The 14601-nt window shown below is 60.4% G+C and carries 13 protein-coding genes and 1 pseudogene; 6 read left to right on the plus strand and 8 right to left on the minus strand.

What is annotated here, in order from left to right; all coding sequences use genetic code 11:
- Positions 1-35: 35 nt before the first annotated feature.
- Complete coding sequence (locus GIV26_RS05585; protein ID WP_003195493.1) at positions 36-815, minus strand: exodeoxyribonuclease III; 780 nt, start codon at positions 813-815, stop codon at positions 36-38.
- Between the two features lie 82 nt (positions 816-897).
- Here GIV26_RS05585 and pyrE point away from each other — a divergent pair, with 82 nt between their 5' ends.
- Complete coding sequence (gene pyrE, locus GIV26_RS05590) at positions 898-1542, plus strand: orotate phosphoribosyltransferase (RefSeq protein WP_057975296.1); 645 nt, start codon at positions 898-900, stop codon at positions 1540-1542.
- A gap of 165 nt (positions 1543-1707) precedes the next feature.
- Here the strand turns inward: pyrE and argB are convergent, their stop codons facing one another.
- The 4 genes and pseudogenes from argB to coaBC all read right to left on the minus strand — a co-directional run bounded on the left by argB (position 1708) and on the right by coaBC (position 5964).
- Positions 1708-2613, minus strand: a complete 906-nt coding sequence (gene argB, locus GIV26_RS05595) for an acetylglutamate kinase (RefSeq protein ID WP_003213275.1) — start codon at positions 2611-2613, stop codon at positions 1708-1710.
- 20 nt (positions 2614-2633) lie between these two features.
- Positions 2634-4040, minus strand: a pseudogene (locus tag GIV26_RS05600) (phosphomannomutase/phosphoglucomutase); the annotation flags it as partial.
- Positions 4041-4294: 254 nt separating this feature from the next.
- Positions 4295-4750 carry a dUTP diphosphatase gene (gene dut, locus GIV26_RS05605; RefSeq protein ID WP_054919777.1) on the minus strand — a complete coding sequence of 152 codons (456 nt, stop codon included), beginning with the start codon at positions 4748-4750 and terminating at the stop codon, positions 4295-4297.
- Between the two features lie 5 nt (positions 4751-4755).
- Positions 4756-5964 carry a bifunctional phosphopantothenoylcysteine decarboxylase/phosphopantothenate--cysteine ligase CoaBC gene (gene coaBC, locus GIV26_RS05610; RefSeq protein WP_003195481.1) on the minus strand — a complete coding sequence of 403 codons (1209 nt, stop codon included), beginning with the start codon at positions 5962-5964 and terminating at the stop codon, positions 4756-4758.
- 142 nt (positions 5965-6106) lie between these two features.
- Here coaBC and radC point away from each other — a divergent pair, with 142 nt between their 5' ends.
- Positions 6107-6781: a RadC family protein gene (radC, locus tag GIV26_RS05615; protein ID WP_054919727.1), complete on the plus strand. Its 675-nt coding sequence runs from the start codon at positions 6107-6109 to the stop codon at positions 6779-6781.
- Between the two features lie 129 nt (positions 6782-6910).
- Here radC and GIV26_RS05620 read toward each other — a convergent pair whose 3' ends face one another.
- Entirely contained in the window at positions 6911-8503 is a 1593-nt protein-coding gene (locus GIV26_RS05620; protein WP_089041524.1) for an ABC transporter substrate-binding protein, read from the minus strand.
- A 457-nt stretch (positions 8504-8960) separates the two neighbouring features.
- Here GIV26_RS05620 and rpmB point away from each other — a divergent pair, with 457 nt between their 5' ends.
- Entirely contained in the window at positions 8961-9194 is a 234-nt protein-coding gene (rpmB, locus tag GIV26_RS05625; protein ID WP_003176907.1) for a 50S ribosomal protein L28, read from the plus strand.
- 11 nt (positions 9195-9205) lie between these two features.
- On the plus strand, positions 9206-9361 hold the full coding sequence (gene rpmG / locus GIV26_RS05630; protein ID WP_003176906.1) for a 50S ribosomal protein L33: 156 nt from the start codon (positions 9206-9208) through the stop codon (positions 9359-9361).
- Positions 9362-9510: 149 nt separating this feature from the next.
- Here the strand turns inward: rpmG and GIV26_RS05635 are convergent, their stop codons facing one another.
- Entirely contained in the window at positions 9511-9873 is a 363-nt protein-coding gene (locus GIV26_RS05635) for a cupin domain-containing protein (protein WP_014720478.1), read from the minus strand.
- A 230-nt stretch (positions 9874-10103) separates the two neighbouring features.
- Here GIV26_RS05635 and GIV26_RS05640 point away from each other — a divergent pair, with 230 nt between their 5' ends.
- Together GIV26_RS05640 and GIV26_RS05645 are read left to right on the plus strand one after the other, a co-directional pair.
- A complete protein-coding gene (locus GIV26_RS05640) occupies positions 10104-11597 on the plus strand; it encodes an aldehyde dehydrogenase (protein ID WP_236279659.1) in 1494 nt (497 codons plus the stop codon).
- A gap of 158 nt (positions 11598-11755) precedes the next feature.
- Positions 11756-12898, plus strand: coding sequence for an MFS transporter (locus GIV26_RS05645; protein ID WP_054919722.1), 1143 nt, complete (start codon positions 11756-11758; stop codon positions 12896-12898).
- Between the two features lie 126 nt (positions 12899-13024).
- Here the strand turns inward: GIV26_RS05645 and GIV26_RS05650 are convergent, their stop codons facing one another.
- The gene (locus GIV26_RS05650) at positions 13025-14593 is read right to left on the minus strand and encodes a phospholipase D family protein (protein WP_236279660.1); all 1569 of its coding nucleotides are present in this window, start codon (positions 14591-14593) and stop codon (positions 13025-13027) included.
- Between the last annotated feature and the right edge of the window lie 8 nt (positions 14594-14601).

The raw sequence follows: 14601 nt of genomic DNA on the forward strand, positions 1-14601 counted from the left end.
ATCACTGTCGGTTTTTTTGTACCTGGAAAAAGACCTCAGATGGTCAATGTCCAGTCGTAGTCCACGATCAGCGGCGCGTGCTGCGAGAAGCGCGGCTGGCGCGGCAGGCGTGCACTGCGTACGAACCGGCGCAGGCCTGGGGTCAGCAGCTGGTAGTCGAAACGCCAGCCCAGGTTGAGCATCTCAGCCTGTTCGTTATCTGGCCACCAGCTGTACTGGTCGCCTTCGCGGCTGACTTCACGCAGGGCATCGACATAGCCCATGTTGCCGACAATCTCGTCCATCCAGGCGCGTTCTGGCGCCAGGAAACCCGGGGATTGCTGGCTGTCGCGCCAGTTCTTGATATCCAGTTTCTGTTGCGCCACGTACAGCGAGCCACAATAAATGTACTCGCGACGTTTGCGTCGCTGCTTATCCAGGTAACGGGCGAAATCGTCCATTAGCTTGAATTTCTGGTTCAAGTCTTCATCGCCGTTCTGCCCGGAAGGAAGCAGCAAGGTCGCGATGCTGACCTTGTCGAAATCGGCTTGCAGGTAACGCCCGTAGCGGTCGGCTGTCTCGAAGCCGAGGCCGCTGATGACCGCCTTGGGTTGCAACCGCGAGTACAAAGCCACGCCACCTTGGGTGGGCACTTCGGCATCGCAGGCATAAAGGAAGTAGCCATCCAGTTGGAAGGCTGGGTCGTCCAGTTCAAAGGCGGAGGCACGGGTGTCCTGCAGGCAGATGACGTCGGCATTCTGTGCTTGCAGCCAACTGAGCAAACCACGCTCGACTGCAGCCTGAATACCATTAACGTTCACACTGATGATCCGCATAAATGGCCCCAAAAATCGCGTGCGTGTATGATACACGCCGTCCACCCAATTAGCTAAATCCGTGGTATCTGAGGCTTTTTTCATGCAGGCGTATCAGCGCGATTTCATTCGTTTTGCCATCGATCGCGGCGTTTTACGCTTCGGTGAGTTCACCCTCAAGTCCGGGCGCACCAGCCCGTACTTCTTCAATGCGGGCCTGTTCAACTCAGGTTCGGCCCTGGCTCAGCTGGGCCGTTTCTATGCGGCAGCCATCGTTGAGAGCGGTATTTCCTTCGACGTACTCTTTGGCCCGGCCTACAAGGGTATTCCCCTGGCAGCGGCGACGGCGGTAGCCCTGGCGGAGCATCACGGGCAGGACTTGCCGTGGTGTTTCAACCGTAAGGAAGCCAAGGCCCATGGTGAAGGTGGCAGCCTGGTAGGCGCGCCATTGACCGGCGATGTGCTGATCATCGATGACGTGATCACCGCGGGTACTGCTATCCGTGAAGTGATGCAGATCATCGCTTCCCAGGACGGCGCCAAGGCTGCCGGTGTGTTGATCGCCTTGAACCGCCAGGAGCGTGGCAACGGTGAGTTGTCGGCGATCCAGGAAGTGGAGCGTGACTTCGGCATTCCGGTGGTGAGCATCGTGTCGTTGAACCAGGTGTTGCAGTTCCTGGAAGATGACTCGCAGCTCAAGCAACATTTGCCGGCTGTGCGTGCATACCGCGAGCAGTTCGGCGTCTGACACTGAATCCTGTGGGAGCGGGCTTGCACGCGATAGCGGTGTGTCAGGCGGTGCATTTTTGCATGTACTGTCGTCATCGCAGGCAAGCCAGCTCCCACATTTGAACTGTGTACAAACAAAGGCCCCGCTCAATTCAATTGAGCGGGGCCTTTTGCTTTGCAGCGATCAAGGGCGCTTGCGGTTACTGATCAACGTACCGACACCGGTATCGGTGAAGATTTCCAACAGTATTGCATTTGGCACGCGGCCATCCAGGATCAGCGAGCTGCCGACGCCGCCCTGCACGGCTTCCAGTGCGCAACGGATCTTCGGCAACATGCCGCCGTAGATGGTGCCGTCGGCGATCAGGTCGTCTACCTGCTGGGTAGTCAAGCCGGTCAGTACCTTGCCTTCCTTGTCCATCAAACCGGCGATGTTGGTCAGCAGCATCAGCTTTTCAGCCTTCAGTGCTTCCGCCACCTTACCGGCTACCAGATCGGCGTTGATGTTATAGGACTCGCCATTAGCACCCACGCCGATCGGCGCAATTACCGGGATGAAGTCGCCCTTGACCAGCAGGTTGAGCAAATCGGTGTTGATGCCGATGACTTCGCCCACCTGGCCGATGTCGATGATTTCCGGCTGGGTCATCTCCGGCGTCTTGCGGGTCACGGTCAGTTTCTTGGCGCGGATCAGTTCCGCATCCTTGCCGGTCAGGCCGATGGCGCTGCCGCCGTGGCGGTTGATCAGGTTGACGATGTCTTTGTTGACCTGGCCGCCGAGGACCATCTCCACCACGTCCATGGTTTGCGCGTCAGTGACGCGCATACCATCGATGAAGTGACTCTCGATGGACAACCGCTTGAGCAGGTCGCCGATTTGCGGGCCGCCGCCGTGGACGACCACGGGGTTGATCCCTACGGCCTTCATCAGCACGATGTCGCGGGCAAAGCCGGTTTTCAGCTCATCGCTTTCCATGGCATTGCCGCCGTACTTGATCACCAGCGTCTTGCCGACGTAGCGTCGAATATAAGGCAACGCTTCGGACAGGACCTTGGCGGTGTTGGCAGCGGCTTCGCGTTCGAGGGTCATTCAGGGCTCCGGGCAAAAAATCAGAACGGTAATTGGAGATCAGGGGCAACACGTTTCAACTGGGCGTGGAACACGTCCTTGATGCGCTGCAACTCAGCCTCGGTATCCGCCTCGAAACGCAGGACCAGCACCGGTGTGGTGTTGGACGCGCGAACCAGGCCCCAGCCTTTGGCGTAATCGACTCGCACACCATCAATGGTGGTCAGGTTGGCGCCTTCACCCCATTGCGCATCGTGCAATGCGTCAATGATGCTGAATTTGCTCTCCTCGGTCACATGGATATTGATCTCTGGCGTAGAAATATCATTCGGGAAGGTCTGAAACAGCTCTTCGGCCGTGGATTTCTCCTTGCTGAGGATCTCCAGCAGGCGAGCGGCACTGTAGATACCATCGTCAAACCCGAACCAACGTTCTTTGAAGAACACGTGACCGCTCATTTCACCGGCCAACAGCGCGCCGGTTTCCTTCATTTTCTTTTTGATCAACGAGTGACCGGTCTTCCACATTAGCGGGCGACCACCGTATTCCTTGATCAATGGCGTCAGGCGACGAGTGCATTTCACATCGAAGATGATCTCGGCGTTGGCATTGCGCGCAACCACGTCTCTAGCAAACAGCATCAACAGGCGGTCCGGGAACACGATCTCGCCGGTTTCGGTCACCACGCCCACACGGTCGCCGTCGCCATCGAAGGCCAAGCCGACGTCGGCGCCCACTTCCTTGACCTTGGCAATCAGGTCTACCAGGTTTTCCGGCTTGCCTGGGTCCGGGTGATGGTTGGGGAAGTTGCCGTCTACTTCGCAGAACAGTGGGATCACTTCGCAGTTCAGGGCTTCGAGCAATTGCGGGGCAATCACACCCGCTGCGCCGTTGCCGCAGTCCACCACGACTTTCAAGCGGCGGGCGAGCTTGACGTCGCGAGTGATTTCATCGGAGTAGCGCTGGAGGATATCGACCTTGGTGATGCTGCCGGTGCCGCTGGTCAAGTCGTTGGTCTTCAGGCGGGTGTGCAGAGCCTGGATCTGTTCATTGGCGAGGGTGTCGCCAGCGATGACGATCTTGAAGCCGTTGTAATCCGACGGATTGTGGCTGCCGGTGAGCATGACCCCGGATTTGCCCGCCAGTACGTTGGCGGCGTAGTACAGCGCGGGGGTTGGCACCAGGCCGACGTCGCTGACATGGCAGCCGCTGTCAGCCAGGCCCTGGATGAGTTGCTCGACCAACTCCGGGCCGGACAAGCGGCCGTCACGGCCTACCGAGACGTTGGGTTCGCCTTGGGCCAGGCTCTGGGAGCCGATGGCGCGGCCGATCCAGTAGGCGGTTTCGGCGGTCAGGGTCTTGGGGACCACACCACGGATGTCATAGGCGCGAAAAATGCTGTCGGGAAAGGTCGGGGCTACGCGGGCTGCGGTACTCATCGCGGGGGAAACTCCATCTGAAAGGGGGCAAGGCGGGCCTGATGTGGCTGGCCGGCAGGCTCAAACTGAAGGGTATGACGGCGTTTTCGGCAGAGAGTTCGTGGTGTAAAAATGCCATCGGCGCTTCGGCCTCGGCATTATTTTTACCTAATCCTTTGATTTCATTATAGAAATCTCGATGATCATTTCCGCGCATTCTTTATCCTGAAAGGCCGGGCGGCGGTGTGTGGCCGGTCGATTGCGCCCGGCCACGTTCAGCTTAGTCAGTGACTGCCGGAATGCCCAAAACCGCCTGCACCACGTTGGGTTTCGTCGAATTCCTGCACCAATTCGAAATGCGCCTGCACCACCGGCACCAGTACCAGTTGGGCGATGCGCTCGCCGACGGCGATGTTGAAAGCAGTCTGGCCACGGTTCCAGCACGACACCATCAACTCGCCCTGGTAGTCGGAATCGATCAGGCCGACCAGGTTGCCTAGCACGATGCCATGTTTATGGCCCAAGCCGGAGCGCGGCAGGATCAGCGCCGCCAGGCCAGGATCGCCGACATAGATCGACAAGCCCGTGGGAATCAGGATGGTCTGGCCCGGCTCAAGGACGGTGTCTTGCTTGAGCATGGCGCGCAGGTCCAGGCCGGCGGAGCCCGGTGTGGCGTAGGCCGGCAGGGGAAAGTCGTTGCCGAGGCGTGGGTCGAGGATCTTGGCTTGTAAAGCATGCATGGACATTAAACCTGGTTCAGCCGTTGGGCGATAAAAGAGATCAGTTGGCGGGCAATCTTGCCCTTGCTGGTCTGGGCGAAAAGGGTGGCGTGCAATTCACGGTCGATCACGCTGCACGCATTTTCCTCGCTGTTGAAGCCGATGCTCGGGTTGGCGACATCATTGGCAACGATCAGGTCGAGGTTTTTGTCTTTCAGTTTGCGTGCGGCGTAGTCCAGCAGGTGCTCGGTCTCGGCTGCGAAGCCGACGCTGAACGGACGGTCCGGACGGGTAGCGATGGTGGCCAGGATGTCCGGGTTACGCACCATTTGCAGGAGCAGGCCGTCGCCGCTCGTAGGGTCTTTCTTGAGCTTCTGCGGGGCCACGACCTCGGGTCGGTAATCCGCAACCGCTGCCGAGGCGATAAACAGGTCGCAGGGAATGGCGGCTTCGCAGGCCGCCAACATGTCCCGGGCGCTGACTACGTCGATACGCGTAACGCGATCAGGGGTCGGCAAATGTACCGGGCCGGTTATCAGTGTGACCCGTGCGCCTGCCTCGACCGCAGCTTCTGCCAACGCGAAGCCCATTTTTCCTGAGCTATGGTTGGTGATGTAGCGCACCGGGTCGATGTTTTCCTGGGTCGGGCCGGCGGTGATCAGCACGTGCTTGCCGGTCAGGGCCAGATGCTGGAAGCACTCGGCGGCGCACTGCGCCAGGTCCGTGGCTTCGAGCATGCGGCCCAGGCCGACGTCGCCGCAGGCCTGGCTGCCGGAAGCCGGGCCGAACACCTTGAGGCCGCGGGTTTGCAGGAGTTGGGTATTGGCCTGGGTGGCCGGATCGCGCCACATGGCCTGGTTCATGGCCGGTGCGATAGCTACGGTGGCGTCGGTGGCCAATACCAGGGTGGTGAGCAGGTCATCGGCAATGCCCTGGGCCAGGCGGGCGATCAGGTCGGCAGTGGCCGGGGCTATCAGCACCAGGTCGGCCCATTTGGCCAGTTCGATATGGCCCATGGCGGCTTCTGCGGCCGGGTCCAGCAGGTCGAGGTGAACCGGGTGGCCGGACAACGCTTGCATGGTCAGCGGGGTGATGAACTCACTGCCACCACGGGTCATGACCACGCGCACTTCGGCGCCCTGGTCCAGGAGCCTGCGAACCAACTCTGCGCTCTTGTAGGCGGCAATGCCGCCGCCGACGCCGAGAACGATGCGTTTCCGATACAGACGCTGCATTGGTTTGCCTTTCCAGTTCAGTGATGCCAGTTCAATGACACCTGCGATGACCCCTCCCCAGGTGAAATCGCAGGCAAAAAAGAGGGCCCTACGATAACACAGCGCCCGCCGGGCAACAGCGGAGCAGATACAGGGAGGTGGGATGAGTATTCGTGATTGGCCCGTGGCAGAGCGTCCACGGGAGAAGTTATTGGAAGGCGGCGCGGCGAGCCTGTCCGATGCCGAGCTGTTGGCGATCTTCCTGCGTACGGGGGTGGCCGGCCGAAGTGCGGTGGATCTGGCGCGCCATCTGTTGGCCCAATTCGGTGGCCTGCGCCCGTTACTGGAGGCCAGCCAGACGTTGTTCAGCCAGCATCTGGGGCTGGGGCCGGCGAAGTTTGCCCAGTTGCAGGCGGTGTTGGAGATGTCCCGGCGCCACCTGGCCGAGCGCTTGCGGACTGACTCTGTGCTGGAAAACCCGCTGGCCGTGCGTGAGTACCTCAAGGCACTGCTGCGCCATGAGCCCCATGAGATCTTCGGCTGCCTGTTCCTGGACTCCAAGCATCGGGTGCTAGGGTTCGAGGTCATGTCCCAAGGCACGATCGACGCTGCGATTGTCTACCCGCGACAGGTGGTCAAGCGCGCCTTGGCGTACAACTCGGCGGCATTGATCCTGTGTCATAACCATCCGTCGGGAAGCACGGAGCCCAGCGCGGCTGATCGAAAATTGACCAAGCTGCTGCAAAAGGCGCTGGACGTGGTGGATGTGCGGGTGCTGGACCACATCATCGTGGGCGATGGTGACCCGCTGTCGATGGCTGAATACGGTTGGCTGTAACGGCCCTGCCTCTGTAGGAGCGAGCTTGCTCGCGAAAAACCAGAGGGCCCCGCGGGGTGTCAGGTTTTTCCGCGTCATCGTTGACGATTTTCGCGAGCAAGCTCGCTCCTACAGGTGGGGGGTTGTGCCTTAGGGCTTGAGGCTGACTTTCGAATAGTCCTGGCGCCCGAACGGGCTTACCTGGTACCCCTGGATGTTCTTGCGGGTCAAGGCAAACGCCGTCGGATGCGCCAGTGGCAGCCACAGCGCCTGTTGCTGGATCTGCGCCTGGGCCTGCTGATACAGCTTGCTGCGCACACCTTGCTCACTGGTGGTTTTGCCCGCACTGATCAACTTATCCAGGGTGGGGTCGCAATAGCGGGCAAAGTTGGTGCCGGACTTCACCGCGGCGCAGGAGAACTGCGGCGTCAGGAAGTTATCCGGGTCGCCGTTGTCCCCAGCCCAGCCCATGAACAGCAAGTCGTGCTCGCCGGCCTTGGCGCGGCGGATCAACTCGCCCCATTCGATCACGCGAATCTCGGCCTGGATGCCAACCTTGGCCAGGTCGGCCTGCAACAGTTGGGCGCCGAGGTTCGGGTTGGGGTTCAGCAGGCTGCCGGTAGGGCGGGTCCATATCGTGGTTTTGAAACCGTCCTTGAGCCCGGCGCGGCCCAGCAAGGCCTTGGCTTTGGCGAGGTCCTGCGGGTAGCCTGGCAACTCTTTGGCATAGCTCCAGGTGTTCGGCGGGTAGACACCGTTGGCCGCTTCGGCGGTGCCTTCGAACACGGCCTTGAGGTAGCTGCCCTTATCAAAGGCCAGGTTGATCGCCTGGCGCACTTCGGGCTTGTCCAGCGGTGGGTGCTGGCTGTTGATGGCGACGAACGCGGTCATGAAGGCGGCGGTTTTTTCCACCTTCAGCGCCGCGTCTTTTTCGGCCTCGCCCACATCCAGGGGCTTGGGTGACAGGGCGATCTGGCATTCATCGCGGTGCAGCTTCTGCAGGCGTACGTTGGCGTCCGGGGTGATGGCGAAAATCAGGTTGTCCACCGCCGGTTTGCCGGCGAAGTAGTCCGGGTTGGCCTTGTAACGCACCACGGCATCTTTCTGGAAACGCACGAACACAAACGGGCCGGTGCCGATGGGCTGGCTGTTGAGCTTCTCGGGTGTGCCGGCCTTGAGCAATTTATCGGCATATTCAGCCGGATAGATCGACGCAAAGCCCATGCTCAGTGCTGGGAGGAAGGTGGAATCGGCATGGTCGAGGGTGAAGCGCACGGTCAGTGGGTCAAGGGCGTCGATTTTCTTGACCAGTGCCGGCAATTGCAGGGATTGGGCGTGAGGAAAGCCGCTCTGGGCGATCTTGTGCCACGGGTTGGCCGGGTCGAGCATGCGCTCGAAGCTGAAGCGTACATCTTCGGCGGTCAGGGTGCGGCTTGGGCTGAAATAGCTGGTGCGATGGAATTTCACGTCGGGGTGCAGTTTGAAGGTGTACGTCAGCCCATCGGGCGACACTTCCCAGCTATCTGCAAGGCTCGGTACCAACTTGCCACTGGCCGCGTCGAATTCCACCAAACGGTTCATCAGCACGTCGGCCGAGGCGTTGGTGGTGGTCAGTGAGTTGTACTGCACCACATCGAACCCTTCGGGGCTGGCCTCGGTGCATACGCTCAAGTTGGTGGCCGCAACGGCCATCGGCGCAATAAAGAGAGGGGCAAGCAATAGCGGTAGGGCAGCGAGGCGCATATTCGGTTTCCTGTGCAGATCGAAGGCCCATCTGCGAGTGCAGTCTGGAAAAAGCCTACCGTAGAGGTCTGATTGATAAATGACTAGCCCATTTTTGCCTGTGCTTTTGGCCAAAATGCTGTTTTGATGGCGCCTCAGCGTGTTTCGCCGTGCACTTCCCTGTGACCGCAGACGTTGTAAATCATTCTGTGCGACGAGCGGTCGGCTGTTACAGCGGCCCCTCCTGGCAGCGGTTCAGGCACTTGTGGCCAAGATTTACGCTGCTAAAAGTACACAGGTTGTTGTTGCACTGGGGTCTTTCTGGTATAAAGCAGCGCTCTTTTCTAGGGGCCCGGTTCCTTCACTGTAGGTGTAGCCGGTAAGACCCTAAAGAAACGCGGCGCCTGGCGCCAAATGACTGAGAGATTAAGCGGCCAACCCATGCCGGGTTGGGCATGTGGTTTTAGAGGGCTGAGGCATGTCGAGAGTCTGTCAAGTTACCGGTAAGGGTCCGGTGACTGGGAATAACATTTCCCACGCAAATAACAAAACCCGTCGTCGTTTCCTGCCGAACCTGCAGCATCACCGCTTCTGGGTTGAAGAAGAGAAACGTTTTGTTCGCCTGCGTGTATCTGCTAAAGGCATGCGTATTATCGACAAGCGTGGCATCACTGTCGTGCTGGCCGAAATCCGCGCCGCTGGCAAGATCTAAGGAGCTCTATCATGCGTGAATTGATTCGAATGATCTCTAGCGCCGGTACTGGTCACTTCTACACTACCGACAAGAACAAGCGTACTACCCCGGACAAGCTCGAAAAGAAAATGTTCGACCCGCGCGTTCGCAAGCACGTGATCTACAAAGAAGGCAAAATCAAGTAATTGATTTTCTTCCTTGTGAAAAAAAGCCCGTATCTCACGATGCGGGCTTTTTTTTGCCTGATCGTTCCCACGCTCTGCTGATCGTTCCCACGCTCTGCGTGGGAATGCCGTCTCGGACGCTCAGCGTCCCGTTGTCGATCAACCAATGATCAGGCTTTCTCTTCAAACACCACGTAGATCTTGCGGCACGCTTCCAGCACTTCCCAGGTACCACTGAAACCGGCAGGGATCACAAAGCGGTCGCCGGCCCGCAGTGTCTTGGCATTCCCCTCGGCATCGCGCAACACCGACACGCCTTGCACGATCTCGCAGTACTCATGCTCGGTGTAATTGACCTTCCACTGGCCCACTTCACCTTCCCAGACGCCCGCGTTCATCTGGCCGCATGGGCTGTTGTAGTGGTTGTAGAGTGTCTGTTCGGGGTCGCCCTTGAGGATTTTCTCGGCGGCAGGGCGGTAGCGTTCGGGGGCGGTGTTGGCTTGGCTGAAATCGACGATGTCCTGGATGCTCATGTGCATTTCCCGTCTGGCCTGCAGTTGGAGAGCCCAAAGTCTATGTTTATTAAAATGAACATCGCAAGGGCGTTTGCCGCCGTTCTGTCAAATATATTGAAACATCCCCAGCCGCTGGTTTAGGGTGGCAGCTGCCTTGAGCCGAACAGCAGGCTGGCCGGGCAAGCATTCGTGATGGCGCCGGGATAAACCTCCCAGGCCCTTGTATTCAATAAGAGGAGGACACTCGCATGACCACCCTGACCCGTGCCGACTGGGAACAACGCGCCAAGGCTCTGAAAATCGAAGGCCGCGCCTATATCAATGGCGAATACACCGCCGCCGTTTCCGGTGACACCTTCGAATGCATCAGCCCGGTGGATGGGCGCTTGCTAGCCACTGTCGCCAGCTGTGATGCCAGCGACGCCCAGTGCGCCGTGGAAAATGCGCGTGCCACCTTCAATTCCGGTGTGTGGTCGCGCCTGGCGCCGGCCAAGCGCAAGACAGTCATGATCCGTTTCGCCGCGCTGCTCAAGGCTAACGCCGAAGAGCTGGCGCTGCTCGAAACCCTGGACATGGGCAAACCCATCAGCGATTCCCTGAACATCGACGTCCCCGGCGCGGCGCAAGCCCTGAGCTGGAGCGGCGAGGCTATCGACAAGATCTACGACGAAGTCGCCGCCACGCCCCACGATCAACTGGGCCTGGTGACCCGCGAGCCCGTCGGCGTCGTTGGCGCCATCGTGCCGTGGAACTTCCCGTTGATGATGGCCTGCTGGAAACTCGGCCCGGCGCTGTCTACCGGCAACTCTGTCATCCTGAAGCCGTCCGAAAAATCCCCGCTCACCGCCATCCGCATCGCCGCGTTGGCCGTTGAGGCTGGTATTCCAAAAGGCGTGTTCAACGTGCTGCCTGGCTATGGCCACACTGTAGGTAATGCGCTGGCGGTGCATATGGACGTCGATACCCTGGTGTTCACGGGCTCGACCAAGATCGCCAAGCAACTGTTGATCCGCTCCGGCGAATCGAACATGAAGCGTGTCTGGCTGGAGGCTGGCGGCAAGAGCCCGAACATCGTGTTTGCCGACGCGCCGAACCTGCAAGCGGCGGCCGAATCCGCCGCCAGCGCCATTGCCTTCAACCAGGGCGAAGTCTGCACCGCCGGCTCGCGGCTGCTGGTCGAGCGTTCGATGAAGGACACCTTCCTGCCGCTGGTGATCGAGGCCCTCAAGGGCTGGAAACCCGGCAACCCACTGGACCCAGCCACCACTGTGGGTGCATTGGTGGATACGCAGCAGATGAACACCGTGCTTTCGTACATTGAAGCTGGCCACGCCGATGGCGCCAAGCTGGTCGCGGGTGGCAAACGCACCCTGGAAGAGTCCGGCGGCACCTACGTCGAGCCGACGATTTTCGACGGTGTGACCAATGCCATGAAGATCGCCCAGGAAGAGATCTTTGGCCCCGTCCTGTCGGTGATCACTTTCGACAGCGCCGAAGAAGCCATCGCCATCGCCAACGACACCCAATACGGCCTGGCTGCGGCGGTGTGGACGGCGGACATCTCCAAGGCACACCTGACGGCCAAGGCTCTGCGCGCCGGCAGCGTGTGGGTTAACCAGTACGACGGCGGCGACATGACTGCACCGTTCGGTGGTTTCAAGCAGTCGGGTAATGGCCGCGACAAGTCGCTGCATGCATTCGACAAGTACACCGAGCTGAAGGCGACCTGGATCAAGCTCTAAGCAACACTGCTGATCCCCCTGTAGGAGCGAGCTTGCTCGCGAAGAACCTGAAGGCGCCGCGTTTATCCAGCATGAACGCGTCATCGTTAACGTTTTTCGCGAGCAAGCTCGCTCCTACAGTCGTTTTGCGAAGCAGAATTATCCACAGGAGCGTGGCAATGCGTTGGGCGACTTATTTCGCCGTGCTGGCGTCGGTACTCAGCGTTGGCCTGGCCCTGGGTGTCAGCATGCCGTTGGTATCCCTGCGTCTTGAAGGCTGGGGTTATGGCAGTTTCGCTATTGGCGTGATGGCGGCGATGCCGGCATTCGGCGTACTGCTAGGTGCCAAGGTCTCCAGCCGCATGGCGTCCTGGCTCGGCACTGCCAACCTGATGCGCCTGTGCCTGTGGGCCGGTGCGGTGTCCATCGGCTTGCTGGCGATCCTGCCCAGCTACCCGGTGTGGCTGGTGCTCAGGCTGATGATCGGGGTGATCCTGACCATCGTATTTATCCTGGGTGAAAGCTGGATCAACCAATTGGTGGTCGAGCAGTGGCGTGGCCGCCTGGTGGCGCTGTATGGCTGCAGCTATGCCTTGAGCCAGCTGTCGGGGCCGTTGCTGTTGGGCCTGATTGGCACCGACCATGACTACGGCTTCTGGGTCGGCGCGGGCCTTTTGGTGCTGGCGCCGCTGCTGTTGCTGGGACGTACCGGCGCGCCGACGGCGGATTCGTTCAGCGTGACCTTTGGCGACCTGTGGCGCTTTTGCCTGGGCCTGCCGGCGATTGCCTGGGCCGTGGCGTTGTTTGCTGCGTTCGAAGCGATGATCCTGACGCTGTTGCCGGTGTACTGCCTGCAACAGGGTTTTACCGCCGAGATCGCCTTGGCGATGGTCAGCACGGTGGTGGTGGGCGATGCGTTGCTGCAATTGCCCATTGGCGCGCTGGCCGACTATCTGCCGCGACGTACCCTGTTTCTGGCCTGTGCACTGCTGTTGCTGGCGTCGAGCCTGGCGGTGCCGTTATTGATGCACACGTTGCTGATCTGGCCGGTGTGGGTGCTGTTCGGTGCCAGTGCTGGTGGGTTGTTCACCTTGTCGCTGATTTTGATTGGCGAGCGCTACCGCGACGATGCGTTGGTGCGTGCCAACGCTCACGTGGCGCAGCTGTGGGGTATTGGCTGTCTGATCGGGCCGTTGGTGGCGGGGGCGGGCAGCCAGTGGATCAGTGGGCATGCGCTGCCGCTGTTGATGGCGGCCGGGGCGCTGGGGTTGGTGGTGCTGTTGCTGCGCCAAGGGGCTTTCGGCGCTACGCAGCCGGCCTGACCTCGAAATGCAATCAATTGTGGGAGCTGGCTTGCCTGCGATAACGGGTTGCCCGTCGCTTATTTGTTACCTGGCACACCGCTATCGCGGGCAAGCCCGGCTCCTACAGGTGATGTGCAGTGTTTTTTAGAGCATGCGTTCCAGGCCAACGCGTGTGGCGAACCAGGCATTGAACCGTCGCCACCAACTGCCCGGTTCGCGGGTCAGGGTGTGCATCTGGCCGTTGTCTTCTGTCACCCACACCACCTGGCCGTCCTGCAGTTTGGCCTCATAGCTCAACGCCGGCGCCATACCTTCCAGCGCCAGGTTGCGCACGTGTTCGGCCAGCTCTGGGCTGTCCACCAGTACGCCAACTTCGGTATTCCACAACACTGAGCGCGGGTCGAAATTGAACGAGCCGATAAACGACTTTTCTCGGTCGAAGATCATCGCCTTGCTGTGCAGGCTGGAGTCCGAGCCGCGCAAGCTGCCATGCCGAAACAGGTGCGGGCCGCTGCTTGCGCTGGGGTCGCCCGGTTGCCGGCGCAGCTCATAGAGCTTTACCCCGTGCTCCAGCAGCGCCTTGCGATACGGCGCATAACCGCCGTGCACGGCCGGTACGTCGGTGGCTTCGAGTGCGTTGGTCAGCAGGCGCACCGAAACACCCGCATCGGCACGCCCTGTGAGGTAGACCAGCCCAGGTTGGCCCGGTACGAAGTAAGCCGAAATCATGATCAGCTCATGGCTGACACCCGCCAGCTCTGGCGCCAGTTGAGTGGTCAGCAGCAGTCGGGGGTCGGGGTCGGCCTTGGCCAGTACCTTGCTCGGTGCGTCCCACAGCGCCTGGTTCCAGGCCCAGATCAACTCGCGGCGCCAGAGGTCCATGCGGGGCTGGGTCTGGTAAGTGCGCAGGCGGTTATACAGCGCGTGGTTCTGCTGACGGGACTGAGCCAGGGAGGCTTCAAGGCGCCCGCGGGCGACGGCGAGGTCGACCTTGGAGGGTTTGTTCGAGACGAAGTCATCGATAGGCTTGCTCAAGGCGCTGTTCCAGTACTGGTCGAAGCTGTGACCCAATTGCTCGGCCACCGGCCCGACGCTGAGCATGTCGATATCGGTGAAATTCAGGTTCGGTTCGGCGTCGAAATACTCGTCGCCCAGATTGCGCCCGCCAACGATGGCCACGCTGTTATCGGCCAGCCACAGCTTGTTATGCATGCGCCGGTGTTGCAGTGACAGGTTGAATACACGGCCCATGGCGCGCGTGACGCCGGTGCTACGGCCCAGATGCAGCGGGTTGAACAGGCGTATCTGCACCTTGGGATGGGCGGCGAGGGTGGCGATGATCTGGTCGAGGCCATCGCTGGTAGTGTCGTCCAGCAGAATCCGCACGCGCACCCCGCGATCGGCGGCCTTGAGCAGTTCGTCCACAAGCATGCGGGTGCTGATGCCGTCGTGCACGATGTAGTACTGCAAGTCGAGGCTGGTCTGGGCGTTGCGAATCAACTCGGCGCGAGCCATGAAAGCCTCACTGCTGTTGGGCAGCAAGCGGAAGCCCGAGCGTCCTTGGTAGGGGGCGGCCTGGGCCTGGATCGAGCGACCGAACGAGGAGTCCTTCGCCGGCAGGGCATCGCTGGGGATGCGCGGGGTGTCGACCGTGGCGCAGCCGCCCAGGGCCAGGGCGCCCAGCAGGCAAAACGGTAAAAGCCGTCGAATCATCAAGGAAA

The organism is Pseudomonas sp. PA-1-3F, from assembly GCF_021609665.1.
GTDB classification, from domain to species: Bacteria; Pseudomonadota; Gammaproteobacteria; order Pseudomonadales; family Pseudomonadaceae; genus Aquipseudomonas; species Aquipseudomonas paracarnis.